The 22,226-nt window shown below is 67.6% G+C and carries 18 protein-coding genes; 8 read left to right on the top strand and 10 right to left on the bottom strand.

From position 1 onward, the window contains the following. Nucleotides 1-45: 45 nt before the first annotated feature. Nucleotides 46-1,548 carry a sodium:solute symporter family protein gene (locus ACLSSQ_RS01080; protein WP_416243549.1) on the top strand — a complete coding sequence of 501 codons (1,503 nt, stop codon included), beginning with the start codon at nt 46-48 and terminating at the stop codon, nt 1,546-1,548. Between the two features lie 145 nt (nt 1,549-1,693). Further along, nucleotides 1,694-2,893 carry a polyphosphate kinase 2 gene (gene ppk2, locus ACLSSQ_RS01085; protein ID WP_014235776.1) on the top strand — a complete coding sequence of 400 codons (1,200 nt, stop codon included), beginning with the start codon at nt 1,694-1,696 and terminating at the stop codon, nt 2,891-2,893. 78 nt (nt 2,894-2,971) lie between these two features. On the opposite strand, the gene hemL is transcribed toward ppk2, so the two are convergent. Genes hemL through thiD form a run of 3 tightly spaced genes read right to left on the bottom strand, consistent with a single transcriptional unit; the run spans nt 2,972 to nt 5,727 of the window. Then, nucleotides 2,972-4,255: a glutamate-1-semialdehyde 2,1-aminomutase gene (hemL, locus tag ACLSSQ_RS01090; protein ID WP_416243550.1), complete on the bottom strand. Its 1,284-nt coding sequence runs from the start codon at nt 4,253-4,255 to the stop codon at nt 2,972-2,974. Beyond that, nucleotides 4,242-4,892: a thiamine phosphate synthase gene (gene thiE, locus ACLSSQ_RS01095; RefSeq protein WP_416243551.1), complete on the bottom strand. Its 651-nt coding sequence runs from the start codon at nt 4,890-4,892 to the stop codon at nt 4,242-4,244. Before thiE ends, hemL begins: the two co-directional genes overlap by 14 nt. After that, nucleotides 4,885-5,727, bottom strand: a complete 843-nt coding sequence (thiD, locus tag ACLSSQ_RS01100) for a bifunctional hydroxymethylpyrimidine kinase/phosphomethylpyrimidine kinase (protein ID WP_014235773.1) — start codon at nt 5,725-5,727, stop codon at nt 4,885-4,887. The genes thiE and thiD overlap by 8 nt, the downstream gene beginning before the upstream one ends. A 139-nt stretch (nt 5,728-5,866) precedes the next feature. Here thiD and ACLSSQ_RS01105 point away from each other — a divergent pair, with 139 nt between their 5' ends. The 6 genes from ACLSSQ_RS01105 to ACLSSQ_RS01130 all read left to right on the top strand — a co-directional run bounded on the left by ACLSSQ_RS01105 (nt 5,867) and on the right by ACLSSQ_RS01130 (nt 15,850). Further along, the gene (locus tag ACLSSQ_RS01105; RefSeq protein WP_416244273.1) at nt 5,867-6,019 is read left to right on the top strand and encodes a rubredoxin; all 153 of its coding nucleotides are present in this window, start codon (nt 5,867-5,869) and stop codon (nt 6,017-6,019) included. A gap of 126 nt (nt 6,020-6,145) precedes the next feature. Continuing rightward, nucleotides 6,146-6,508, top strand: coding sequence for a response regulator (locus ACLSSQ_RS01110; RefSeq protein ID WP_172974747.1), 363 nt, complete (start codon nt 6,146-6,148; stop codon nt 6,506-6,508). 21 nt (nt 6,509-6,529) lie between these two features. Further along, nucleotides 6,530-6,892, top strand: coding sequence for a response regulator transcription factor (locus ACLSSQ_RS01115; protein WP_014235770.1), 363 nt, complete (start codon nt 6,530-6,532; stop codon nt 6,890-6,892). 14 nt (nt 6,893-6,906) lie between these two features. Continuing rightward, entirely contained in the window at nt 6,907-7,419 is a 513-nt protein-coding gene (locus ACLSSQ_RS01120) for a chemotaxis protein CheW (RefSeq protein ID WP_014235769.1), read from the top strand. Between the two features lie 79 nt (nt 7,420-7,498). Then, nucleotides 7,499-9,697, top strand: a complete 2,199-nt coding sequence (locus ACLSSQ_RS01125; protein WP_014235768.1) for a methyl-accepting chemotaxis protein — start codon at nt 7,499-7,501, stop codon at nt 9,695-9,697. A 33-nt stretch (nt 9,698-9,730) separates the two neighbouring features. Beyond that, complete coding sequence (locus ACLSSQ_RS01130; RefSeq protein ID WP_416243552.1) at nt 9,731-15,850, top strand: Hpt domain-containing protein; 6,120 nt, start codon at nt 9,731-9,733, stop codon at nt 15,848-15,850. A 57-nt stretch (nt 15,851-15,907) separates the two neighbouring features. Here the strand turns inward: ACLSSQ_RS01130 and ACLSSQ_RS01135 are convergent, their stop codons facing one another. From ACLSSQ_RS01135 to dapF, 7 genes are all read right to left on the bottom strand, one after another. Next, the gene (locus ACLSSQ_RS01135) at nt 15,908-16,534 is read right to left on the bottom strand and encodes a DUF2238 domain-containing protein (RefSeq protein WP_416244274.1); all 627 of its coding nucleotides are present in this window, start codon (nt 16,532-16,534) and stop codon (nt 15,908-15,910) included. Nucleotides 16,535-16,660: 126 nt separating this feature from the next. After that, entirely contained in the window at nt 16,661-17,116 is a 456-nt protein-coding gene (locus tag ACLSSQ_RS01140) for a hypothetical protein (protein ID WP_014235765.1), read from the bottom strand. Between the two features lie 238 nt (nt 17,117-17,354). Next, the gene (locus tag ACLSSQ_RS01145) at nt 17,355-18,542 is read right to left on the bottom strand and encodes a class I SAM-dependent rRNA methyltransferase (RefSeq protein WP_416243553.1); all 1,188 of its coding nucleotides are present in this window, start codon (nt 18,540-18,542) and stop codon (nt 17,355-17,357) included. 104 nt (nt 18,543-18,646) lie between these two features. Beyond that, nucleotides 18,647-19,789 (bottom strand): VIT1/CCC1 transporter family protein, encoded by a 1,143-nt coding sequence (locus ACLSSQ_RS01150; RefSeq protein ID WP_287874674.1) that lies wholly within the window; start codon nt 19,787-19,789, stop codon nt 18,647-18,649. A gap of 4 nt (nt 19,790-19,793) precedes the next feature. Next, on the bottom strand, nt 19,794-20,699 hold the full coding sequence (gene xerC / locus ACLSSQ_RS01155; RefSeq protein ID WP_416243554.1) for a tyrosine recombinase XerC: 906 nt from the start codon (nt 20,697-20,699) through the stop codon (nt 19,794-19,796). A gap of 14 nt (nt 20,700-20,713) precedes the next feature. Further along, nucleotides 20,714-21,394 (bottom strand): DUF484 family protein, encoded by a 681-nt coding sequence (locus ACLSSQ_RS01160; RefSeq protein ID WP_014235761.1) that lies wholly within the window; start codon nt 21,392-21,394, stop codon nt 20,714-20,716. Continuing rightward, the gene (gene dapF / locus ACLSSQ_RS01165) at nt 21,391-22,221 is read right to left on the bottom strand and encodes a diaminopimelate epimerase (RefSeq protein WP_287874676.1); all 831 of its coding nucleotides are present in this window, start codon (nt 22,219-22,221) and stop codon (nt 21,391-21,393) included. Before dapF ends, ACLSSQ_RS01160 begins: the two co-directional genes overlap by 4 nt. Nucleotides 22,222-22,226 lie beyond the last annotated feature (5 nt).

Consider the following 22,226-nt stretch of genomic DNA (forward strand, 5'->3'; position numbering starts at 1 on the left):
TTTTCAATTTTTCCGCCTCGTCATCGTCCCGGGATTTCCGCCACCATGACCACGCTCCTGGCCTTCGTCATCCTCTATCTCCTGGTCTCCATCGGCATCGGCCTGTTCGCTGCCACCCGGGTCCATAGCGCCAAGGATTTCGCCGTCGCCGGCCGCAGCCTGCCCCTGCCGGTGGTCACCGCCACGGTCTTCGCCACCTGGTTCGGCGCCGAGGCCGTGCTCGGGGTCTCCGCCACCTTCGTCAAGGAAGGCCTGGGCGGCTTCGTCGCCGACCCCTTCGGCGCCTCCCTCTGCCTCATCCTGGCCGGCCTCTTCTTCGCCAGCAAGCTGTACCGGATGAACCTGCTGACCATCGGCGACTACTACCGGCTGCGCTACAACCGCACCGTCGAGGTGCTCACCACCCTCTGCGTCGTGGTCTCCTACCTGGGCTGGGTCTCGGCCCAGATCAAGGCCCTGGGCCTGGTCTTCTTCGTCGTTACCGGCGGCGCCGTGTCCCAGGAGGCGGGCATGATTCTGGGCGCCCTCATCGTGCTGACCTACACCACTTTCGGCGGCATGTTCTCCGTGGCCATCCTGGACTTCGTGCAGATCACCGTGATCATGGGCGGCATGCTCTACATCGGCTACGTCATCTCCGGCCTCACCGGCGGCGTCGGCGCCGTGGTCGGCCACGCGGCGGCGGCGGGCAAGCTGGACTTCTTCCCCAAGGGTGGGCTCGAGGTGTGGGTGCCCTTCATCGGCGCCTGGATGACCATGATGCTGGGCTCCATTCCGCAGCAGGACGTGTTCCAGCGCATCACCTCGGCCAAGAACGAGAAGACCGCCATCCGCGGCTCGGTGCTGGGCGGCAGCCTCTACTTTGCCTTCGCCTTCGTGCCCATGTTCCTGGCCTACGCCGCCACCCTGATCGACCCGGCCATGTTCGGCGACCTGCTGGAACAGGATTCCCAGCTGGTGCTGCCCACCCTGATCCTGCAGCACACGCCGGTGTTCGCCCAGGTGGTGTTCTTCGGCGCCCTGCTCTCGGCCATCATGAGCTGCTCCTCGGCCACCCTGCTGGCGCCCTCCGTGGCCTTCTCCGAGAACATCCTGCGCGGCTTCTTCCCGCGCATGCCGGACCGCACCTTCCTCCTGGCCATGCGCACGGTGATCGTCTGCTTCGCCGGCACCGTGCTGCTGTTCGCCCTCAATTCCAACGAGAGCATATTCCACATGGTGGAGAATGCCTACAAGATCACCCTGGTCACCGCCTTCATCCCCCTCTTCGCCGGCCTCTACTGGAAGAAGGCCAACACCCAGGGCGCCCTGTTCGCCATCTTCTCCGGCTTCTTCACCTGGATCCTCATGGAAGTGCTGGGGCCGGAAGACGCCACCTGGCCGCCCCAGGTGCTGGGCTTCCTTGTCGCCGGCGTGGCCATGGTGGCCGGTTCCCTGCTGCCCCGCGTGGTGGGCCAGCCGACTCCGGTGCCCTTCGGCCACGAGCATCATGCTGCCGGCCTGACCCATCACCTGGGCGAACACCCCCACCATCACGACGGCCGCTGACGGCCGACTGCGGCATGGCACGGTTGCCATGCCTAATGGGTCACACCGGCCGGGCTGAAATAGGCGCACAATGTTCCTTCGCCCGCCGGGCCAAGGAGGTTGGCCCGGCGCCCCGATTCCAGCCCATGACCCGGAGAATAAATACATGGTGACAAAGGTCAGCAAGCCCGCAACCCGCAAGTCCGCCGCCCTCGGCAACACCGCCCCCAAGGCCGCCACCAAGGTGGTGGCCAAGCCCCGCCCCAGCCGCGCCCGCCCGGTGAAGAGCGGCGACGTGGCCCCGGCCCACAGCCCTGCCGGCGTAGAGAGTTTCGAAGTCGGCCAGGCCGTGGCCGCCGCCCAGAATTCCAAGGTCGTCGCCATGCGCGACATCCTCAGCCGTACCCAGGGCACCGACCTCAAGTCCGTGGCCAAGACCCTGGAAGCCATTGTCGCCGGCGCTTCCCCCGACGACGTGAAGATGCTGCGGGACACCCTGTTCAAGGACGAGGTGCCGGCGGACAAGCTGCCGGTGAGCCCGGACGACCAGCTCTCCGACGAGTGGCGCACCGGCGGTTATCCCTACAAGAACCTGATGACCCGCAAGAACTACGAGAAGCAGAAGTACCGCCTGCAGGTGGAACTGCTGAAGCTCCAGGCCTGGGTCAAGGAAACCGGGCAGCGGGTGGTGATCCTCTTCGAAGGCCGGGACGCGGCCGGCAAGGGGGGCGCCATCAAGCGTTTCACCGAGCACCTGAATCCCCGGGGTGCCCGGGTGGTGGCCCTGGAAAAGCCCTCGGAAGTGGAGCGGGGCCAGTGGTATTTCCAGCGCTACATCCAGCACCTGCCCACTGCCGGCGAGATCGTCATGTTCGACCGCTCCTGGTACAACCGGGCAGGGGTGGAACGGGTCATGGGCTTTTGCGACCAGGACGAGTACGCCGAGTTCATGCGCCAGTGCCCCGAGTTCGAGCGCAACCTGGCCCGCAGTGGCATCCACCTGATCAAGTTCTGGTTCTCCGTCAGCCGGGCCGAACAGCGCCGCCGTTTCAAGGAGCGGGAAACCCATCCCCTGAAGCAGTGGAAGCTCTCCCCCATCGACCTGGCCTCCCTGGACAAATGGGAGGACTACACCAAGGCCAAGGAGGCCATGTTCTTCTACACCGACACGGCCGACTCCCCGTGGACCGTGGTCAAGTCCGACTGCAAGAAGCGGGCGCGGCTCAACGCCATGCGCTACATCCTGCACAAGCTGCCCTACAAGAATAAGGACGTGGAGCGCATCGGCCCCCTGGACCCCCTGCTGGTGGGCCGGGCCAACGTGGTGTACGAACGGGGCGAACACGAAGGCACGGCGATTCTGTAAGCGCCGGCTTCCGCCAAAGAAAAAGCCCGCTCATTTGAGCGGGCTTTTTTACGTCCGGCAGTCGCTCCGGCGCGAGGTTCAGACGCCCTTGGCGAAAATGGCCTCGGCCGCGGCGATGGTGGCGGCGATGTCGGCTTCCGTGTGGGCAGCGGAGACGAAGCCGGCCTCGAAGGCGGAAGGGGCCAGGTAGTGGCCGGCCTCCAGCATGGCGTGGAAGAAGCGGTTGAAGGCTTCCTTGTCGCACTGCATCACTTCGGCGAAGGAGGTGGGCGGGGTGGCGCTGAAGTACAGGCCGAACATGCCGCCCACGCTCTGGGCGCAGAAGGTGACGCCTTGCTTCTTGGCGGCGGCGGTGAGGCCGTCGGTGAGCTGCTTGGTACGGGCGGCCAGGCTATCGTAGAAGCCGGGGGCCCGGGTGGCCTTCAGGGTCACCAGGCCGGCGGCCACTGCCACCGGGTTGCCGGAGAGGGTGCCGGCCTGATACACCGGGCCCAGGGGGGCGATCTTTTCCATGATCTCCCGCTTGCCGCCGAAGGCCGCCACCGGCATGCCGCCGCCGATGACCTTGCCCAGAGTGGTGAGGTCCGGGGTGATGCCGAAGAGGCCCTGGGCGCACTGGGGGCCGACGCGGAAGCCGGTCATGACCTCGTCGAAGATGAGCACGGCGCCGTGCTTGCTGCACAGCTCGCGCATGGCCTGCATGAACTCGGGCTTGGGCGCGATCAGGTTCATGTTGCCGGCCACCGGCTCGACGATGACGGCGGCGATTTCGCTGCCCTGCTTGGCAAAGGCTTCGGCCAGTTGTTCGGCATTGTTGTATTCGAGCACCAGGGTGTGCTTGGCCACGTCGGCGGGGACGCCGCCGGAGGAGGGATTGCCGAAGGTCAGCAGGCCGGAACCGGCCTTCACCAGCAGGCTGTCGGAATGGCCGTGGTAGCAGCCCTCGAACTTCACCAGCAGGTCCCGGCCGGTATGGCCCCGGGCCAGGCGGATGGCGCTCATGGTGGCTTCGGTGCCGGAGGAGACCAGGCGCACCATGTCCAGGGAGGGCAGGATGTCGCAGAGCAGGTCGGCGATCTCGATCTCGGCCTCGGTGGGGGCGCCGAAGGACAGGCCCAGAGCGGCGGCCTCCTGCACGGCCTTGACCGTGGGGGCGTGGGCGTGGCCCAGGATCAGGGGGCCCCAGGAACCGACGTAATCCAGGTAGCTCCGGCCGTCCGCATCCCACACCCGGGGGCCTTCGCCGCGGGTGAAGAAGCGGGGGGCACCGCCGACGGAGCGGAAGGCCCGCACGGGGGAATTCACGCCGCCGGGAATGTGGCGTTGGGCGGCATCGAAGAGTTGCTGGTTACGAGAGCTCATGGGCAGCACTTTCTGCAAAAAGACGTTGATAGGCAGCGGCCCGGACAGCGACATCCGGGGCCTCGAACAAATCGGTGATGACGGCGATGAACTGGGCGCCGGCGGCGATGACCGGGGCGGAGTTGTCCAGGGTGATGCCGCCGATGGCGGCGACCTGTACGCCAGGCAGCTCCTGGCGGGCCCGGGTGACCAGGTTGAAAGGTGCCCGGGGCGCCTGGGGCTTGGTCGGGGAGGTGTACATGGCGCCGAAGGCGACGTAGTTGGCGCCGGCTGCGGCGGCGGCCTGGGCCCGGGCGAAATCGGCGTAGCAGGAGGTGCCGATGAGCTTGTCAGGGCCCAGCAGGGCGCGGGCGGCGGCCAGGTCCCCGTCCTCGCCGCCGAGATGGACGCCGTCGGCATCCACTTCCCGGGCCAGGGCCACGTCGTCGTTGATGATAAGGCGGGTGCCGTAACGGCGGCACAGGGCCAGCAGGGCGGTGGCCTGTTCCCGGCGGCGGGCGGCGTCGCCGCTCTTGTCCCGGTACTGCAGCAGGGGAATGCCGGCAGCCAGGGCTGCTTCGGCCAGCATCAGCAGACGCGGCGTCTCCAGGCCGTCGGGAGTGATGGCGTAGAGGCCGGGGCGGGGGCGCTTAAGCATCGCCCTCCCTGCCCTCTTCCGGCGCCCGGGCCCAGAAGAAGCGGTCCGGGATGTACTGGCCCATGCCGGGGCGGAAGCCGGCGGCCAGGGCCTGCCAGGTGTACTCCTGGGCGTCCCGCACCGCGTCGCCCAGTTCCAGGCCGTTGGCCAGGTTGGCGGCGATGGCGGAGGCCAGGGTGCAGCCGGAGCCGTGGTAGCTGCCGGGCAGCCGCTCCCAGCGGTCGGCCCGCACCATGCCGTGCTCGTTGTAGAGGGTGTTGATGACCTGGCCGGTGTTTTCGTGGGTGCCCGTGAGCAGCACGTATTCACAGCCGTAGCTGACCAGGCGGCGGGCGCACTCCTCCAGTTCCGGCTCCTCCTCGTCCTCCTCGGCCAGGCGGCGGGCCTCCAGACTGTTGGGGGTGAGGATGGTGGTCTGGGGCAGCAGCAGTTCCTTCATGGCGGCGATGAGGTCCTCCGTCGCCAGCTCGTCGCCCCGGCCGGAGGCCAGCACCGGGTCCAGGATCAGGGGAATGTGGGGATAGTCGGAGACGATCTCGGCAATGGCCGCCACGTTTTCCACGCTGCCGATGAGGCCGATCTTGAAGGCGGCCACCGGCATGTCCTCCAGCAGGGAGCGGGCCTGGTCCTCGACCCAGTCCGGCTCCATGGGCAGGACCGCATCCACCCCGGCGGTGTCCTGGACGGTGATGGCGGTGATCACCGAGAGGGGGTGGCAGCCCATGCTGGCCAGGGTCAGGATGTCCGCCTGGACGCCGGCGCCGCCGGTGGGGTCGGAGGCGGCAAAGGTGAGGACAATGGGGGGCGACAGCTGGGGGGAGGGGTTTTGTGGCATTGCAGCACGCTTTCTGCCTTTCGGCGGCGCAGCGCTTTGGGTAAGATCAAGGGCCCCGATTCTAGCCTAAAACCCCCTTCCGAGCTTTGATATGACCCAGCCTGAATCCACCCCGCCAGGAGGTCCTTACCGGACCTGGATGTGCCAGATTTGCGGTTTCATCTACGACGAGGCCGCCGGACTGCCGGAAGAGGGCATCGCCCCCGGTACCCGTTGGCAAGACATTCCCATGAACTGGGGCTGTCCCGAGTGCGATGCGCGCAAGGAAGACTTCGAAATGGTGGAAATCTAGGAAAATCCCGGGCGAAGGTTTAGTATTGCTGCATAAAATCCAGAAGCCCCGGCTGGTTCCGGGGTAATCGAGAGATCTTGGGAGGTTGATTTGCCGGATGCCACTGCCCAGCGCGGCGTGAAAGTGATGGTGATTGACGATAGCAATACCATCCGTCGCAGCGCTGAAATCTTCCTGGTGCAGGCAGGATGCCAGGTGGTGCTGGCCGAGGACGGGTTCGATGCCCTGGCCAAGATCGCCGACCACCAACCAGACATCGTCTTCTGCGACATCATGATGCCCCGTCTGGACGGTTACCAGACCTGCGCCCTGATCAAGAAAAACGCCCGTTTCCGCAACACCCCGGTGATCATGCTGTCCTCCAAGGACGGCCTTTTTGACCGGGCCCGGGGGCGTATGGTCGGTTCCGACCAGTACCTCACCAAGCCCTTTACCAAAGACAGTTTGCTGCAGGCTGTGGCCACCTACGGGCCCCAGCAGGTTCAATAAGCGTTAGCCGAGAGAGTCCCTATGCCCGTCAAGAAAATCCTCGTGGTGGACGATTCCCCCACCGAACGTCACTTCATGGTCGAAATCCTCACCAAGAACGGTTACCAGGTGGTTACCGCCGAAAACGGTGAGGACGGCATCGCCAAGGCCAAGGCCGAAAAGCCCGACCTGGTGCTGATGGATGTGGTGATGCCCGGCCTCAACGGCTACCAGGCTACCCGTACCCTGACCCGGGACGACGACACCAAGGACATTCCGGTCATCGTCTGCACCTCCAAGGGCCAGGAAACGGACAAGATCTGGGGGCTGCGCCAGGGTGCCCAGGACTACCTGGTGAAACCGGTCAACGCCGAAGAGCTGCTCGCCAAGATCGCCGCACTCTAGGAGGCTGGGGCGGCATGGCCAGAAAAATCAGCCTGCGGCAGTTCCAGGAACACCTGGCGGCACGCCTGTCCAGCGCCGCCCGCGGGCAGGCCGCGGCCGGCCTGCTCGGGGTCCAGGCGGGGAGCCGCCTGTGGCTGCTCAACCTGTCCGATTCGGGGGAAATCATTCCCTCCCCCCATCTGGCTCCCGTGCCCCTGACCAAGCCCTGGTTCGCCGGTATCGCCAACATCCGCGGCAGCCTCTATTCGGTGGCCGACCTTTCCGCCTTCCTTGGCGGCGATCCCACCCCCTACAACGCCAACGTCCGCCTGTTGCTGGTGGGCACCCGCTACGGCTCCAACGCCGCCCTGCTGGTGAATCGTTCCCTGGGGCTGAAGAACCTGGAAACCCTGACGCCTGCCGAGCCGGATGCCTCCCTCCCTGTCTGGGGCCGCGAGTGCTACACGGATGGCGACGGACGGACCTGGCACAAGCTGAACCTGAAGGAACTCCTGGCCGACCCCGATTTCATGCAGATCGGCGCCTGATCACGGATTTTCCCAACCAACAATAAACGAACCGCTCCGCAACACTAGGTTGCAAAAGCACTGAGAACTGGAGAACACCATGGCGTTCAAACTTAAGCTACCCGCCTTTTCTTTCGGCAAGGGTCAGAAAAAGTCCGCCGCACCTGTGGGCGAGGAAACCCTCGCCGCCCCCACCCGGGTAATGGAAGTTCCGGTGGCCAAACCGGCCAAGGAAAAGAAGCCGAAGGAGCCGGCTGCGGCCCTGACCGACTTCCTTGGCCAGTATCCGGTCGTCAAGCAGTTGCAGATTCTCGGTTCGGTGCTGCTGGTGGTGATGCTGTTCATCGCCGGCCTGGTTTATCACGACAACCGGGAATCCACCTACGGCACCGTCTATGTGGCGGCGGCCGGTGAAATGCGCATGCTCTCCCAGCGCCTGGCCAAGGATGCGGCCCAGGCCCTGCAAGGCACGCCGGTGGCCTTCGAACACCTGAAGACCTCCCGCGAATCCTTTGCCCGCCTGCTGGAACGCCTCTCCCAGGGTGGCGAAATCACCGAAGTGGCGGTACCTCCCTCCCCCGATGGCGTGCAGCCCCAGTTGCAGGCCCTGATGAGCGAGTGGGAAAAGACCGACAAGAACGCCACCCGCCTGCTGGAAATGGAAAAGAACCTGGTGAACCTGGGTAAGGACGTGGCCATCATCGCCAGCAAGAATCCCCAGCTGCTGGAACTCTCCGAACAGGTCGCCGCCCTCAAGCTGCAATCCGGCGGCGGTGCCCGGGAAATCGCCGCGGCCAACCAGATGGTGATGCTGACCCAGCGTATCGCCAAGAACGCCTCCGCCCTGCTGGTGGGCGATGCCATCGACCCGGAAGTGGCCTTCCTCCTGGGCAAGGACACCAACTCCTTCCGCGACCTGCTGAACGGCCTGATCAAGGGTAACGAAACCCTCAAGGCCGCCTCCGACGGCGACACCCGCACCAAGCTGGGCGAGCTGGAAGGCGCCTTCAAGGAATACCAGGACGCCGTGTCCGGCATTCTCGGCAACATGCAGCGCCTGGTGCTGGCCAAGCAGTCCGGTTCCGCCATCTTCAAGGATTCGGACGAACTGCTGGCAGCCACCGACAAGCTGGCCGACGCCTACCAGGCCGAACTGGCCGAGCGGGCCCTGTACATCGTCATCCTGGTGGTGATGGTGCTGGTGGCCCTGGGGGCCCTGGTGCTGATGGCCAAGATCTACCTGGAAGACTCCCGCCGTCGTGCCGAGGAAGCCGAGCGCCTGCGCCTGGAATCCGAGCAGCTTAACCGCCAGAACCAGGACGCCATCCTGCGCCTGATGAACGAACTGGGCGACCTGGCCGACGGCGACCTGACCGTCACCGCCACCGTGTCCGAGGACATCACCGGCGCCATCGCCGACTCCATCAACTACACCATTGAAGAACTGCGGGTGCTGGTGGGCCGCATCAACGACGCCGCCAACCGGGTGACCCTGGCCACCGAAATGGCCCGCAAGACCTCCGAGGAACTGCTGGCCGCTGCCGAGCGCCAGTCCAAGGAAATTGAGGAAGCCGGCCGCTCCGTCCTGACCATGGCCAGTTCCATGAACCAGGTGTCCTCCGAGGCCACCCAGTCGGCCCAGGTGGCCCGCCAGTCCCTGTCCGCCGCCGAGAAGGGCGCCCAGGCCGTGCAGGATTCCATCAAGGGCATGAACGAAATTCGCGAACAGATCCAGGAAACGGCAAAGCGGATCAAGCGCCTGGGCGAAAGCTCCCAGGAGATCGGCGAAATCGTGGAACTGATTTCCGATATTACCGAACAGACCAACGTGCTGGCCCTGAACGCCGCCATTCAGGCTGCCTCCGCCGGTGAGGCCGGCCGCGGCTTCACGGTGGTGGCAGAAGAAGTGCAGCGTCTGGCCGAACGTTCCGCCGAAGCCACGAAGCAGATTGCGGCCATTGTGAAGACCATTCAGACCGATACCCAGGATGCGGTTTCCGCCATGGAAGAATCGACCCAGGGCGTGGTGGAAGGGGCCAAGCTGTCCGACGCCGCCGGTCAGGCCCTGGCCGAGATCGGTTCCGTGTCCCAGAACCTGGCCAGCCTGATCGAGAACATCTCCAGCGCCACCCAGCAGCAGGCCCAGTCCGCCGCCGGCGTGGCCGAGACCATGAAGGACATCCTCAACGTGACCGAACAGACCACCGCCGGTACCAAGCAGACGGCCGAGGCCGTGGGCGAACTGGCCGGTCTGGCAACCGAACTGAAGGGATCGGTGGCCGGCTTCAAGGTCGCGTAAGCGTTGTTCCGCTAATCAGAAAACAAGGTCCCCATGAGCGCAGTCACCGAATTCGACGTCGGGCCCCTCACCTGGGTGAAGGGCGAGATCGACGCCGCCCTGGAGCGGGCCGACCAGTCCCTGCAGCAGTACCTGGGCGGGGACCGGAGCGACCTGTCCCAGATCAAGTTCGGCCGCACCCATCTGCACCAGGTCCATGGTGCCCTGGCCATTGTCGGCCTGGACGGGGTGACCCAGTTCACCGAAGCCCTGGAAGCCTTCCTGGCCGACCTGGAGTCGGGCAAGCGCCCGGCTGACGATGCCGCCGTCGATCTGGTGCGGCGTTCCCTGCAGGCCATCCGCCACTACCTGGACGACCTGCTCAACGGTGAGCCCAACCAGCCCCTGCGCCTGTGGGACCTGTACCAGTCCGTGCAGCAGGCCCGGGGCCTGGAGCGGGTCAATCCCACCGACCTCTTCTTCCCCGACCTGGCGGTGCGTCCGCCCCGGCGCCAGGCTGCCGCCCTGCCGCCGGCCGAACTGAACAAGCGCCTGCGGGCCGAGCGCAGCCGCTTCCAGCGGGGCCTGCTGGCCTGGCTGCGCGGCGACCGCGCCGGCCTGGCCCTGATGCGCGATGCCATCACCGCCATCGAGGCCACCCAGGATCTGCCCGCCGCCCGCTCCTTCTGGTGGGTGGCCCAGGGCTTCATCACCGCCCTGGCCGAAGGCGCCGTCACCGGCGAGAACGACATCAAGCAGCTGTGCGCCCGCATCGACCTGCAGATCCGCCGGCTCATCGAAGGCTCCCGCAATTTCGCCGAGCGCCTGATGCGCGACGCCCTCTATCACGTCGCCGTGGCCGACAGCCAGGATGGCGTGGTGAGCGGCCTCAAGCAGTCCTTCGCCCTGGGCGACCTGCTGCCCGCCGTGGACGGCGACGGGGTGATCCACGCCACGCCGGCCCAGGAACTGGTGCTGCGCCGCCTGCGCGAGCACATCGCCGCCGCCGAGGAGGCCTGGGGCAAGTTCTGCGCCGGCACCGGCTCCGCCCTGCCGACCTTCCGCGAACAGGTGGGCCATCTGGCCCAGGGCGCGGAGCAGCTGGGCCAGCACGACTTCCACCGCCTCTGCAAAGCCCTGCTGGGGACCGCCAACTGGCTGGTGGAAAAGCCTGCCCGCCATAGCGAGGTGATGGGCATGGAACTGGCCACCGGCATTCTGCTGGCGGCCAATGCCCAGGAAAATTTCGAGCACTTGGGCCAGGATTTCGCCCACCAGGTGGACGTCATGGTGGCCCGCCTGCACGCCTGTGTCAGCGGCCAGCCGGCCGAGACCGGGGCCGAGGTGCCGGGGCTGGACGAAATGTCCCGCCGGGCCCAGGAGCGCCTGCTCAACAGCCAGGTGGCCAAGGAAATCCAGACCAACCTGGTGCAGATCGAACAGGTGCTGGACGCCTTCTTCCGCGACGTTTCCCGCCGCGGCGACCTGGCCGGCCTGGACATGCCCCTGAAGCAGGTCACCGGCGCCCTCACCATCCTCGGCCAGGACGCGGCCGTGGCCACCCTGGCCGATTGCAGCGCCCGCATCGCCCGCTTCTCCGCCCCCGACTACGAGCCGGTGGAGGCTGATTTCGAGGCCGTCGCCAGCCAGCTTTCCGCCCTCGGCTTCTTCGTCGAAGCCCTGCCCCGGGAACTGGCCAAGGGCAGCGCCGACTTCTCCGCCTTCTCCCGCGGCCTGGGACCCCAGGGCAACCGGGAGGAGGAAGAGGTCGAAGAGGTGGTGGAAGCCGCCGCCCCGTCGGTGGAACAGGAACTGGAAAAGCAGAAGAAGGAAACCCAGGCCCTGATGGAGGCGCTGAAGGAACAGCCCGCCGACGCCAACCTGCGCCAGGAACTGAAGCAGAACCTGGAGTCCCTGCAGAAGGATGCAGACCTGGTGGCCGACAAGGCCCTGGGACAGCAGGCCAAGGCAGCCCTGTCGGCCCTGGAGGCCGCGCCCCACCTGGATGCCGCCGCCCCTGCCCTGGATGCGGCCCTGGCCGAGATCAAGCCCCAGGTGGCTGCCGCCCCGGCGCCGTCCGCCGAAACCATCAAGCTGACCCAGGCCTCGGAAGAGGAGCTGGACGCGGAGCTGCTCTCCATCTTCCTGGAAGAGGCCCAGGAAGTGCTCGGCACCATCGGCAGCCACATCGGCCTGCTGCGGGAGCAGCCCCACAACGTCGATTTCCTCACCACCATCCGCCGCAGTTTCCATACCCTCAAGGGCAGCGGCCGCATGGTCGGACTCAAGGACCTGGGCGAAACCGCCTGGGCCATCGAGCAGGTGCTCAACCTGTGGCTGCGCCAGGAATATGACGTCAGCCCGGAACTGTTCGCCCTCATCGAAGAGGCCCATGTCCTCTTCTCCGCCTGGGTCCGCTACCTGGAAACCCGGGAAGGCGGTGCCCCCGATCCCGCGGCCCTGGTGACCAAAGCCGACACCATGCGCGGGGCCGAAACCCCGCCGGCACCGGTGGCCGAGGCGGCACCGGCCTCTGCCCTGCCCGAACTGTCCCTGGAGGAGAGCACTCCCTTCGCCGACCTGGGCCTGGAGGTGGACCTGGATGGGGCCTCGGTGGACCTGACGCCCCCGGCCATGGAAGTGATGCCGGTGATCGCCAGCGACATGCGCGACTTCATGGCGGAGGCCGAGGTGCCTGCCGTGCAGGAAACCGACGCGGCGACAGCGCTCGAGGCGGTGCCGGAGATCGAGGAACTGACCCTGCCGGAACTGGAGGAAGCTCCCGTCGCCGCGACGGCCGACGTGGATCTGGCCCTGGAAGAATTGCCGGCCCTGGAGGAAGTGACGCCCGCCGCCCTGGATTTTGATTTCGACCTGGGGGATGCGGCCCCCGCGCCGGCCGCCCCGGAGGCGGCGCCAGCCATGGCAGAAGCTCGGCCGGAAGCCGTGCTGGAAGCCGCTGTCCCGGAGCTGGACGAAGAACACGAGCTCTCCGGCGATCTGGAAACCCTGGAACTGCCGCCCCTGGACGACCTGGGTGAGCTGGAGATGCCTGCCGCGGTGGAGCCGCTGCCGGAAGTCGCCGCCACCGACGAACCCATCGCCCTGACGGAACTGCCGGCCGAGCCCGCCGTCGCAGCAGCCCCCGAGTCATCGCCGCTGTCGCTGGAGAGCGAGCCTGCCCTCGACATCGCCTTCGACGGCGAAATCGAGGCTCCGTCCGAGACTGTGCCGGATATGGCCCAGGAGATCGAGCTGACGCCCCCGGCGCCCGCCGCCCAGGACATCCTGCCCGAGCTGGAGGCCGAAGAAGCGCCACCGCCGCCGCGGCCGACCCTGAAGGTCTCCTCCACCCTCTACCAGATTTTCATGGAAGAGGCCCAGGGCCACCTGGAAGCCCTGCAGCGCCAGTTCGGCCTGCTCGAGACCGACCCGGAAATGCCCACGGCCGAGCCCTTCACCCGGGCCGCCCACACCCTGGGCAGCATCGCCGGCACCATCGGCCTGGACGCCATCAACCGCCTTGGCCGGGCCCTGGAACACGCCCTGCTGCGGCGCGACCAGTCGGCCCATCCAGCCAGCCTGGAAGCCCTGGAAATCATCCGCCTGGCCATCTCCTCCCTGGAGGAAATGGTGGCCAGCGTTGCCGCCCAGCAGCCGCCGGAGCCCGCCTCCCACCTGGCGGATGCCCTGGACACCCTGTTCCCCGCGGCCCTCAACGACAACGGCGACGGCCACGAAGTGCCGGCCGTGGTCAGCGCCGGCGCTCCGGCTGCAGCCCCCGCCGCCCCGCCGGTGCCGGTGCAGCTCAAGGACGACCTGGACGAGCAGCTGCTGCCCATCTTCCTCGAAGAAGCCCAGGAACTGACCCAGAGCATCACCGAGCAGCTGCGCCTGTGGCACGACGATCCCCACGATGCCGACGTGGCCCGGGCTCTGGCCCGGCTGCTGCATACCCTCAAGGGTTCGGCCCGCATGGCCGGCGCCATGAACCTGGGGGAACTGACCCACACCCTGGAAACCCGGGTCGAGCAGGCCCACAAGGCCGGGGCGGCGGAAGCGGCCCTGATCGAGGAAATCCAGATCGCTTTCGACGCCATCGCCCAGATCGTCGAGCGCCTGGCTTCCGGCGACACCCTGGATACGCCCCTGCCGGTGGAACTGCTGGCCCTGCCGGAGACGGCGGAAGCCGATCTCGCACCGGCCATGCCGGAAACCCAGGCAGCGCCTGCTTCCGCCGAGATGCCTGCCGCGGTGGCCCAGCCGGAGCGGCCCGCAGCCGAGGCCCCGGCCACGGTGCAGGTTGCAGCGGCCGAGCCGGAAGTCGATGCGGCCGCCGCCTCCCGCGCCACCCTGCGGGTGCGCTCCGACCTGATGGACCGGCTGGTGAACGAGGCCGGCGAGCTGTCCATCGCCCGGGCCCGCATCGAAGGGGAAATGCGCAGCCTCAAGGATTCCCTGCTCGACCTGACGGAAAACGTGATCCGCCTGCGGCGCCAGCTGCGGGAGGTGGAAATCCAGGCCGAGACCCAGATCCAGGCCCGCACCGCCGAGGCGGAAGTGGCCCATGCCGGCTTCGACCCCCTGGAGTTCGACCGCTTCACCCGCTTCCAGGAACTGACCCGGATGATGGCCGAGTCGGTGAACGACGTGGCCACGGTGCAGCAGAACCTGCTGAAGAACCTGGACGAAGCCAACGCCGCCATCATCGCCCAGGCCCGCCTCAACCGGGAGCTGCAGCAGTCCCTGATGAGCGTGCGCATGGTGCCCTTCAGCAGCCAGACCGAGCGTCTGCACCGCATCGTGCGGCAGACGGCGAAGGAAGTGGGCAAGCGGGCCAACCTGGAAATCGTCGGCGGCCAGGTGGAACTGGACCGGGGCGTGCTGGACAAGATGGTCGCCCCCCTGGAGCACATGCTGCGCAACTCCGTCGCCCACGGCCTGGAAAGCCGGGAAGGCCGCCTCGCCGCCGGCAAGGAAGAGATCGGCGAGATCGAACTGAAGGTGGCCCAGGAAGGCAACGAAATCATCATCACCATGGCCGACGATGGCGCCGGCCTGGACCTGCAGCGCATCCGCGCCAAGGCCGAGAGCCAGGGGTTGCTGGCTGCCGGCGAGGAGGCGGACGACGCCCACCTGGCCGACCTGATTTTTGCTCCCGGCTTTTCCACCGCCGGCGAGGTCTCCCAGATCGCCGGCCGCGGCGTCGGCATGGACGTGGTGCGCACCGAAGTGACCAACCTGGGCGGCCGCCTGGAAATGCAGTCGGTGGCCGGCAAGGGCCTCACCTTCCGCATCTACCTGCCCCTGACCCTGGCTGTCACCCAGGCCCTCATCGTGCGCGTCGGCAATCGCCGCTACGCCATTCCCTCGGCCATGATCGCCCAGGTCCAGGAAGTGAAGGAGCAGGTCCTGGCCGGCATCCGCGAGACCGGTCAGGTGGAATGGCTGGGCAACCGCTATCCCTACCACTTCCTGCCCCACCTGCTGGGCGAACCCCAGGCCCTGCCCGAAGCCCGGCGCCTGTCCTGGGTGCTGCTGCTGCGCTCCGGCACCCAGCGGGCGGCGATCCAGGTGGACGAGCTGTTCGGCAACCAGGAAATCGTGGTCAAGAACGTCGGCCCCCAGCTGGCCCGGGTGATCGGCATTGCCGGCGCCACCGTGCTCGGCGACGGCCAGGTGCTGCTGATCCTCAACCCGGTGGCCCTGGCGGCCCGCAGCGAAGCCAGCGTGGCGGTGCATACTCCGGCGGCGCCCCTGGAGTCGGTGCCGGTGGAAGAGACGCCGGCCCAGACCCTGCCGACGGTGATGGTGGTGGACGACTCCCTCACCGTGCGCAAGATCACCAGCCGCCTGCTGTCCCGCGAGGGTTACCACGTGCTGACGGCCAAGGACGGCGTGGATGGTCTGGAGCAGCTGATCGACACCATGCCCGACGTGCTGCTGGTGGACATCGAGATGCCGCGCATGGACGGCTTCGACTTCACCCGCAACGTGCGGGCGGACGAGCGCCTGAAGCACCTGCCCATCATCATGATCACCTCCCGCACGGCGGACAAGCACCGCAACTACGCCTTCGAGATCGGGGTGAACCACTACCTGGGCAAGCCCTACCAGGAAGACGAGCTGCTGGCCCTGGTGCAGGAGTACACCAAGCGCAAGCGGGTGCACTGAGGCGGCTCGGTCTCCAAATGAAAAAGCGCGGAGCGATCCGCGCTTTTTTTTCGCCCCTCAGGCTTTCGGACGGGGCAGGGCGGCGATCTGCCGATCCTGCCAGCGGGCCAGTCCCAGCTGGGCCAGGAGAGCGCCGAGCAGGGCGCAGAACATGTCCGACTGGGTGTCCCAGGGATCGCCCTGGGTGCCGAGGAAGTCGTCCGCCCCCTGGCCGAAGGCCAGGGCGGTCCACCATTCCAGCAGTTCATAGGTGGCGCTGATGGCCAGCACGACGCAGGTGACGAGGAAGAACAGCATCTTGCGTCCCCGCACATAGGCGCCCCGCAGCAGTATTTCCCGGACGATCAGGGCCGGGGCGAAGCCCTGGAAGAGATGGCCCAGCTTGTCGTAGGGATTGCGCTGCAGGTGCAGCCATTCGGCCACCTGGAAGCCCACGGGCACCCTGGCATAGGTGTACATGCCGCCCACCATGAGGATCACCCCGTGGATGAAGATGCAGACATACAGCAGGGTGGTCAGGGGATAGCGGCGCCAGGTCAGGGCCAGCAGGGGCAGGGCGATCAGTACCGGCAGCACCTCCAGCAGCCAGATGGCCCGGTCATAGGGGCGGTAGCCGGTGATGCCGAGCAGGGCCAGGGTGGCGACGGCCAGGAGCAGCAACAGGGAGGTGCGGGAGGAGGTCATGGCGGACAAGATAAGCGCGGGTCCGGGCACTGTAGTGCCTTTCGCCACTCCCTGACTAGCCCGTCCCGGGATGGAAAAGGCCGGCCCTCCTGCGGGAGGCGCCGGCCCTGGAACGCCGCCGGAGGATCAGCGGCCCTGGTGCACCTGGCCGGTGACCACGTCCACGAAGACGTAGGGCTGGCTCGGGTTGCCACCGAAAATGAAGTAGGGATTGCCCAGCTTGGGCCCCAGGGGATTGCGCAGGGTCACGGCGCCGTAGGCCTGGGTGAAGCCGGCCTGTTCCTTCAGCTTGTTGGCTTCGGGCAGGTCCATGGGCACCGGCCACTGGATCACCACGTCCTCCAGCCAGGGTTCGGGAATGAGCACGGGAGCGCCGAATTCGCCATAGCCGGTGGACTTGATGATGACCGTGGTGTTGTTGGAATTCTGGAACACCACGCGCAGCTGGTCGATCTGGGCCGGGTCCGTGGTGGGGCCCTTGGAGGCGATGCCGTCGGCTTCGTACAGCTTGGCGGCGGGGTACTGTTCGGTGACGATGCGGACCGCGATATTGACCCGGCCGTTGAAACTCAGAATAGCCATGATGCACTCCTTCAGTGGCGGCGGAGGATGGATATCGGTCGCGGCAGCCGCCATGCCGCCCGATGCCGTGCGTTGCAGGCGGCGGGCGGTCTTGTTGGAAAGTGCTTTATTACCAATGTATTACGACATCGATGGGCGGCCGCGCCGACTGCCCATGCAGCATAGGCCCGGAATGAAAATATGTCGACGGAATATTGCCGGCGCTATTGCAGCGGCAGCCGTGGCGAGGCGCCGGGGGTCACACCTGGCAGAGCAGGCCCTTGAGGTATTCGCCTTCCAGCACCGCCAGGGCGATGGGGTGGTCCGGACCGGCCACCAGGTGGCGCAGGATGCGGGCATCCACGCCGGCGTCGAGGGCGGCGCCGGCGATGATCTTCTGGAACAGCTCGTTGCCGATGCCGCCGGAGCAGGAGTAGGTGAACAGCAGGCCGCCCGGATTGAGCAGGCGGAAGCCCAGCAGGTTGATGTCCTTGTAGGCCCGGGCTGCCCGGTCGGCGTGGGCGGCGGAAGGAGCGAACTTGGGCGGGTCGAGCACGATCAGGTCGAACTTGCGCTCGGCCTTGCGCAGCTCGCGCAGGGCGGCGAACACGTCGGCCTCCCACCATTCGGCGCGGGCGGCATCCAGCTGGGGATTGAGGGCCAGGTTGCGCTTGGCCGTCTCCAGGGCCGGGCCGGAAGAGTCGATGGAGAGCACGGAGGCGGCCCCGCCGGCCAGGGCCTGCAGGGAAAAGCCGCCGGTGTAGCAGAAGCAGTTGAGCACGCTCTTGCCCGCCGCCAGGGCGCCGGTGAGCAGGCGGTTCTCCCGCTGGTCCAGGTAGAAGCCGGTCTTGTGGCCGCCCACCACATCCACCAGCAGGCGCACGCCGTTCTCCATGATGGAGAGATCGCCGGCCGGGGCCTCGCCGTGGAGCCAGCCGGTGACCGGCTTCAGGCCTTCGAGGCGGCGTACGTCCGAGTCGGAGCGCTCGTAGATGCGGGCGCAGCCGGTGGCCTGGACCAGGGCATTGACGATGGCCTTGCGCCACTTCTCGCCGCCGGCCGAGGTCAGTTGTAGGGAGAGGGTGTCGCCGTACTGGTCGCAGACGACCCCGGGCAGGCCGTCGGATTCGCCGTGCAGCAGACGCACGCCTTCCTCGTTCTTCAACTCCGGCAGGTTGCGGCGCCGGGCTACGGCCTCGGCGATGCGGCGCTTGAAGAAGACGTCGTCGATGGTCTCGTTTTCATTGAAGGTCCACACCCGGGCCCGGATCTGGGAATCGGGGCTGTAGGCGGCCCGGGCCAGGAACTTGCCGTCGTCGGCCAATACCTCCACCGTGTCGCCGGGACGGGCCTTGCCCTTCAGGCGGCCGACGGAGCCGGCGAAGATCCAGGGATGGCGGCGCAGCAGGGAGCGTTCCTTGCCGGGGAAGAGGATGAGCTGGGACATGGGCAGACCTTGCAAAGCGGCGCCGCGGCGGCGGCAAAGGTGCGCAGTGTACCGGGCGATGCCGTACGGCGCCACGGCCCGCGCCGATAGGGGCGGTCAGGTGGTCAGGCGGCCAGCCAGGCCTCGACGGCGTAGCCGGCGCCGTAGGTGACGGCTGCGGCGGCCATGCCGATGAGCAGCTGGCGCAGGCCGGCCCGGCCCGGATGGCGGCCGGTGAAAATGGAAATGGCGGCGCCGATGAGGAACAGCCCGAGGGCACTGGCCACGGCGCTGCCCATGACAGCGGCCCTGCCCTGGAGGAACAGCAGGGGCAGGATGGGAATGAGGGCGCCCACCAGGAATACGGCGAAGGAAGCCAGGGCGGCGGTGCCGGCGGAGCCCCCCAGGTCGTCCGGGTTGATGCCCAGTTCTTCCCGGGTCAGGGTGTCGAGGGCCGTCTCCTGGTTCTGGATGACCCGGGCGGCAATGGCGGCGGCCTCCTCGGCGGTGAAGCCCTTGGCTTGGTAGATGAGGGCCAGCTCGGCCTGCTCCTCCGCCGGCACTTCGGCCAGCTCCTCCGCTTCGGCGGCGATCTGGTGGGCGTACATTTCCCGGCTGCTCTGCACCGAGATCCATTCGCCCATGGCCATGGAGCAGGCGCCGGCCAGCATGCCGGCCAGGCCGGTGGCGAGCATGGCCGTATTGGAGAACTGGGCGCCGGCCACCCCCATGACCAGGCTGAGGGTGGAGACGAGGCCGTCGTTGGCGCCAAGCACGGCGGCCCGCAGGGCATTGCCGCCGCCGGCGCCGTGGCGCCCTTCCAGGCGGGCATAGGCGCCGCCGTCCCAGCGGCCGCCGTTGCCCATGGAGGTGAGGCGGAAGAGCAGGCGGGCGTGGGCCCGCTCCTGGGCTGGCAGGTCGGTGTGGCGGGATTCTCGCTGGTCGTCGTAGCTGGTCTGGTCCAGGCTTTCCCGGGCCGCCACGGTGGGCAGGACGCTGGCGGCGCCCAGGTGCCGGGCCAGCCAGATGAGGATGCGGGCGCGCCAGGTGGGACCCAGGCTCGGGGCCGGCTGCCCGGCCCGCTCCTGGCGGCGTTGCCAGAACTGGGCGTGGGCCGCCTCGGCGGCGGCCAGGCGGCGGTAGATGGCGGCCAGTTCCGGCTTGGTTTCCGCCTCGGCCATGGCTTGGTAGAGGGCGGCGCTGTCCACCTCACCCTGCTGGTTGCGCCGGTAGCGGCTCAGGTCCTGGCGTGGATCGGGCTTGGCCATGGCCTTACTTGCGCTTGGCCCGGGGATGGGCGGTGTCGTATACCTGGGCCAGGTGCTGGAAATCCAGGTGGGTATAGACCTGGGTCGAGGCGATGCTGGCATGGCCGAGCATCTCCTGCACCGCCCGCAGGTCGCTGGAGGACTGCAGCACGTGGCTGGCAAAGGAGTGGCGCAGCATGTGGGGATGCACGTGGCTGGGCAGGCCGGCCAGCAGGGCCCGGCGGGAGAGGCGCTGCTGGATGATGCCGTGGGCGATGCGCCGGCCCCGGGCACCGACGAAGAGGGCCTTCTCCTCCGGCCGGGCCAGCTCGGGCCGCCGCGCCATCCAGGCGGCCAGGGCCTGCCGCGCCTTGCTGCCGACGGGCACCACCCGCTCCTTGTCCCGCTTGCCGTGGACCCGGACTTCGCCGCCGCCGATGTCGGTCAGGGCATCCACGTTCAGCTCGGCCAGCTCCGCCAGGCGCAGGCCGGAGGAATAGAACAGCTCGAACATGGCCTGGTCCCGCAGCTCCTGGGGATCGTTCGGATCGATGGAGGTTTCCAGCAGGCGGGCCGTCTCGTCCGGCGACAGGGTGCGGGGCAGGGCCTTGGGGCTCTTGGGCGGCCGCACCCCTTCGCAGGGATTGTGGCCGGCGTGGCCGTGGCGGCCGAGCCAGCGGTAGAAGACACGCCAGGCCGACAGGCTGCGGGCCAGGGAGCGGCCCGCCAGGCCGCGGCCGTGGAGCAGGCCGACGAAGCGGCGGATGTGGTGGGACTGTAGTTCGCCCAGGCCCGGGCTTCCCGGCAGTTCGGCGGCCAGGGCCAGGAGCTTGCCCAGGTCCCGGCGGTAGTTGCTGACGGTGTGGGGCGACTGGCGACGCTGGGTCGCCAGTTCGTCGAGGAAGGCTCCGGCGAGGCTGTGGCCGTCCATGGAGCCCGCCTTGCCTAGTGGCGCAGGGCCCGGCCGATGGCGGCGGAGACGATCTCGCCCAGCCGTTCCAGGTAGAGGGTGCCCATGTCGGCGTAGAAGCGGTCCATGCTCTCGCTGCCCATGGCGATCATGCCGAAGGTGCCGCCGCCGTTGCGCAGGGCCACCAGGGCCTGGGAACGGATGTGGGCGGAGGTGTCGCCGAACCAGGTGGAAGTCTCGAAGCCGGAGGTGGAGCCGCAGTAGGGCCGGCCCAGGGTTTCGGCGAAGACCTGCAGTTCCTCGGAGACGGCGGCGAACTCGGGCAGCTCGCCCACGCCTTCCGGTTGGTCCCACAGGCGCAGGGCCACGTGGGGGATGGCGAAGTCTTCCTTGAGATGGAAATCCAGGATGTGGATCACCGCCTGGAAGGTGGTGGCGGCCACCAGGGCCACCGCCAGCCGGTGCATCTTTTCGCTGATGGCATCGTTGGCTTCGCCGAAGCCGAGCAGTTCGGCCATCTTGCCTTCCAGGGCCTTGTTCTTGTCGCGCAGGGTGAGCATCTGCCGCTCGGTGATGGAGATGGCCCGGCCCCCGTGGGGGTGGGGAATTACCAGCCGGGAAATGAGGTCGGCGTGCTCTTCGAAGAACTGGGGGTTGTGTTCCAGGTATTCGGCCACGTCGGCGCCGGAGAGGCGCGGGGTTTGGATGTCGCTCACAGTTCGATTTCTCCGCTAAAGACGGTGACGGCCGGGCCGGTCATGTGCACCGGGGTGCCGGGGCCGTTCCAGGCAATGCTCAGTTCGCCGCCCCGGGTGCTGACGCGCACCGGGGAATCCAGCAGGTCGCGGCTGATGCCGGCCACCACGGCGGCGCAGGCGCCGGTGCCGCAGGCCAGGGTTTCGCCGGCGCCCCGCTCGTAGACCCGCAGGCGCACGCTGTGCCGGTCCACCACCTGCAGGAAGCCGGCATTGACCCGCTGGGGAAAGCGCGGGTGGGATTCGATCATGGGGCCCTGGATGGCCACCGGCGCCGTGTCCACGTCCTCCACCACCTGCACGGCGTGGGGATTGCCCATGGAGACGGCGGTGATGGCCACCTCCTGGTCGCCCACCTGCAGGGGCTGGATCACCGCGTCGGTGGGGGAAACGAAGGGGATGCGGTCCGGTGCGAAGACGGGCTTGCCCATGTCCACGGTGACGTTGCCGTCGGCCTCCAGGCGGGGGCTGATGATGCCCGACTTGGTTTCCACCTTGATTTCCCGCTTGTCGGTGAGGCCCTGTTCGTGCACGAAGCGGACGAAACAGCGGGCGCCGTTGCCGCACTGCTCCACTTCGCTGCCGTCGGCATTGAAGATGCGGTAACGGAAATCGACGCCGGCCTGGCCGGGCTTTTCCACCAGCAGGATCTGGTCGCAGCCGACACCGAAGTTGCGGTCGGCGAGGAAGCGCAGCTGGGCCGGGGTGAGGGTGATGTTCTGGCGCACGCCGTCGAGCACGACGAAGTCGTTGCCCAGTCCGTGCATCTTGGTGAATTTGAGTTTCATGGCGT

Origin of the sequence: Azospira sp. APE16, from assembly GCF_047901315.1 — a bacterium.
GTDB lineage: Bacteria > Pseudomonadota > Gammaproteobacteria > Burkholderiales > Rhodocyclaceae > Azospira > Azospira oryzae.

Coding starts and splice junctions, on each gene's coding strand:
- ACLSSQ_RS01080 (WP_416243549.1), top strand. CDS start 46: ATGACCACGCTCCTGGCCTTCGTCATCCTCTATCTCCTGGTCTCCATC.
- ppk2 (WP_014235776.1), top strand. CDS start 1,694: ATGGTGACAAAGGTCAGCAAGCCCGCAACCCGCAAGTCCGCCGCCCTC.
- hemL (WP_416243550.1), bottom strand. CDS start 4,255: ATGAGCTCTCGTAACCAGCAACTCTTCGATGCCGCCCAACGCCACATT.
- thiE (WP_416243551.1), bottom strand. CDS start 4,892: ATGCTTAAGCGCCCCCGCCCCGGCCTCTACGCCATCACTCCCGACGGC.
- thiD (WP_014235773.1), bottom strand. CDS start 5,727: ATGCCACAAAACCCCTCCCCCCAGCTGTCGCCCCCCATTGTCCTCACC.
- ACLSSQ_RS01105 (WP_416244273.1), top strand. CDS start 5,867: ATGTGCCAGATTTGCGGTTTCATCTACGACGAGGCCGCCGGACTGCCG.
- ACLSSQ_RS01110 (WP_172974747.1), top strand. CDS start 6,146: ATGGTGATTGACGATAGCAATACCATCCGTCGCAGCGCTGAAATCTTC.
- ACLSSQ_RS01115 (WP_014235770.1), top strand. CDS start 6,530: ATGCCCGTCAAGAAAATCCTCGTGGTGGACGATTCCCCCACCGAACGT.
- ACLSSQ_RS01120 (WP_014235769.1), top strand. CDS start 6,907: ATGGCCAGAAAAATCAGCCTGCGGCAGTTCCAGGAACACCTGGCGGCA.
- ACLSSQ_RS01125 (WP_014235768.1), top strand. CDS start 7,499: ATGGCGTTCAAACTTAAGCTACCCGCCTTTTCTTTCGGCAAGGGTCAG.
- ACLSSQ_RS01130 (WP_416243552.1), top strand. CDS start 9,731: ATGAGCGCAGTCACCGAATTCGACGTCGGGCCCCTCACCTGGGTGAAG.
- ACLSSQ_RS01135 (WP_416244274.1), bottom strand. CDS start 16,534: ATGACCTCCTCCCGCACCTCCCTGTTGCTGCTCCTGGCCGTCGCCACC.
- ACLSSQ_RS01140 (WP_014235765.1), bottom strand. CDS start 17,116: ATGGCTATTCTGAGTTTCAACGGCCGGGTCAATATCGCGGTCCGCATC.
- ACLSSQ_RS01145 (WP_416243553.1), bottom strand. CDS start 18,542: ATGTCCCAGCTCATCCTCTTCCCCGGCAAGGAACGCTCCCTGCTGCGC.
- ACLSSQ_RS01150 (WP_287874674.1), bottom strand. CDS start 19,789: ATGGCCAAGCCCGATCCACGCCAGGACCTGAGCCGCTACCGGCGCAAC.
- xerC (WP_416243554.1), bottom strand. CDS start 20,699: ATGGACGGCCACAGCCTCGCCGGAGCCTTCCTCGACGAACTGGCGACC.
- dapF (WP_287874676.1), bottom strand. CDS start 22,221: ATGAAACTCAAATTCACCAAGATGCACGGACTGGGCAACGACTTCGTC.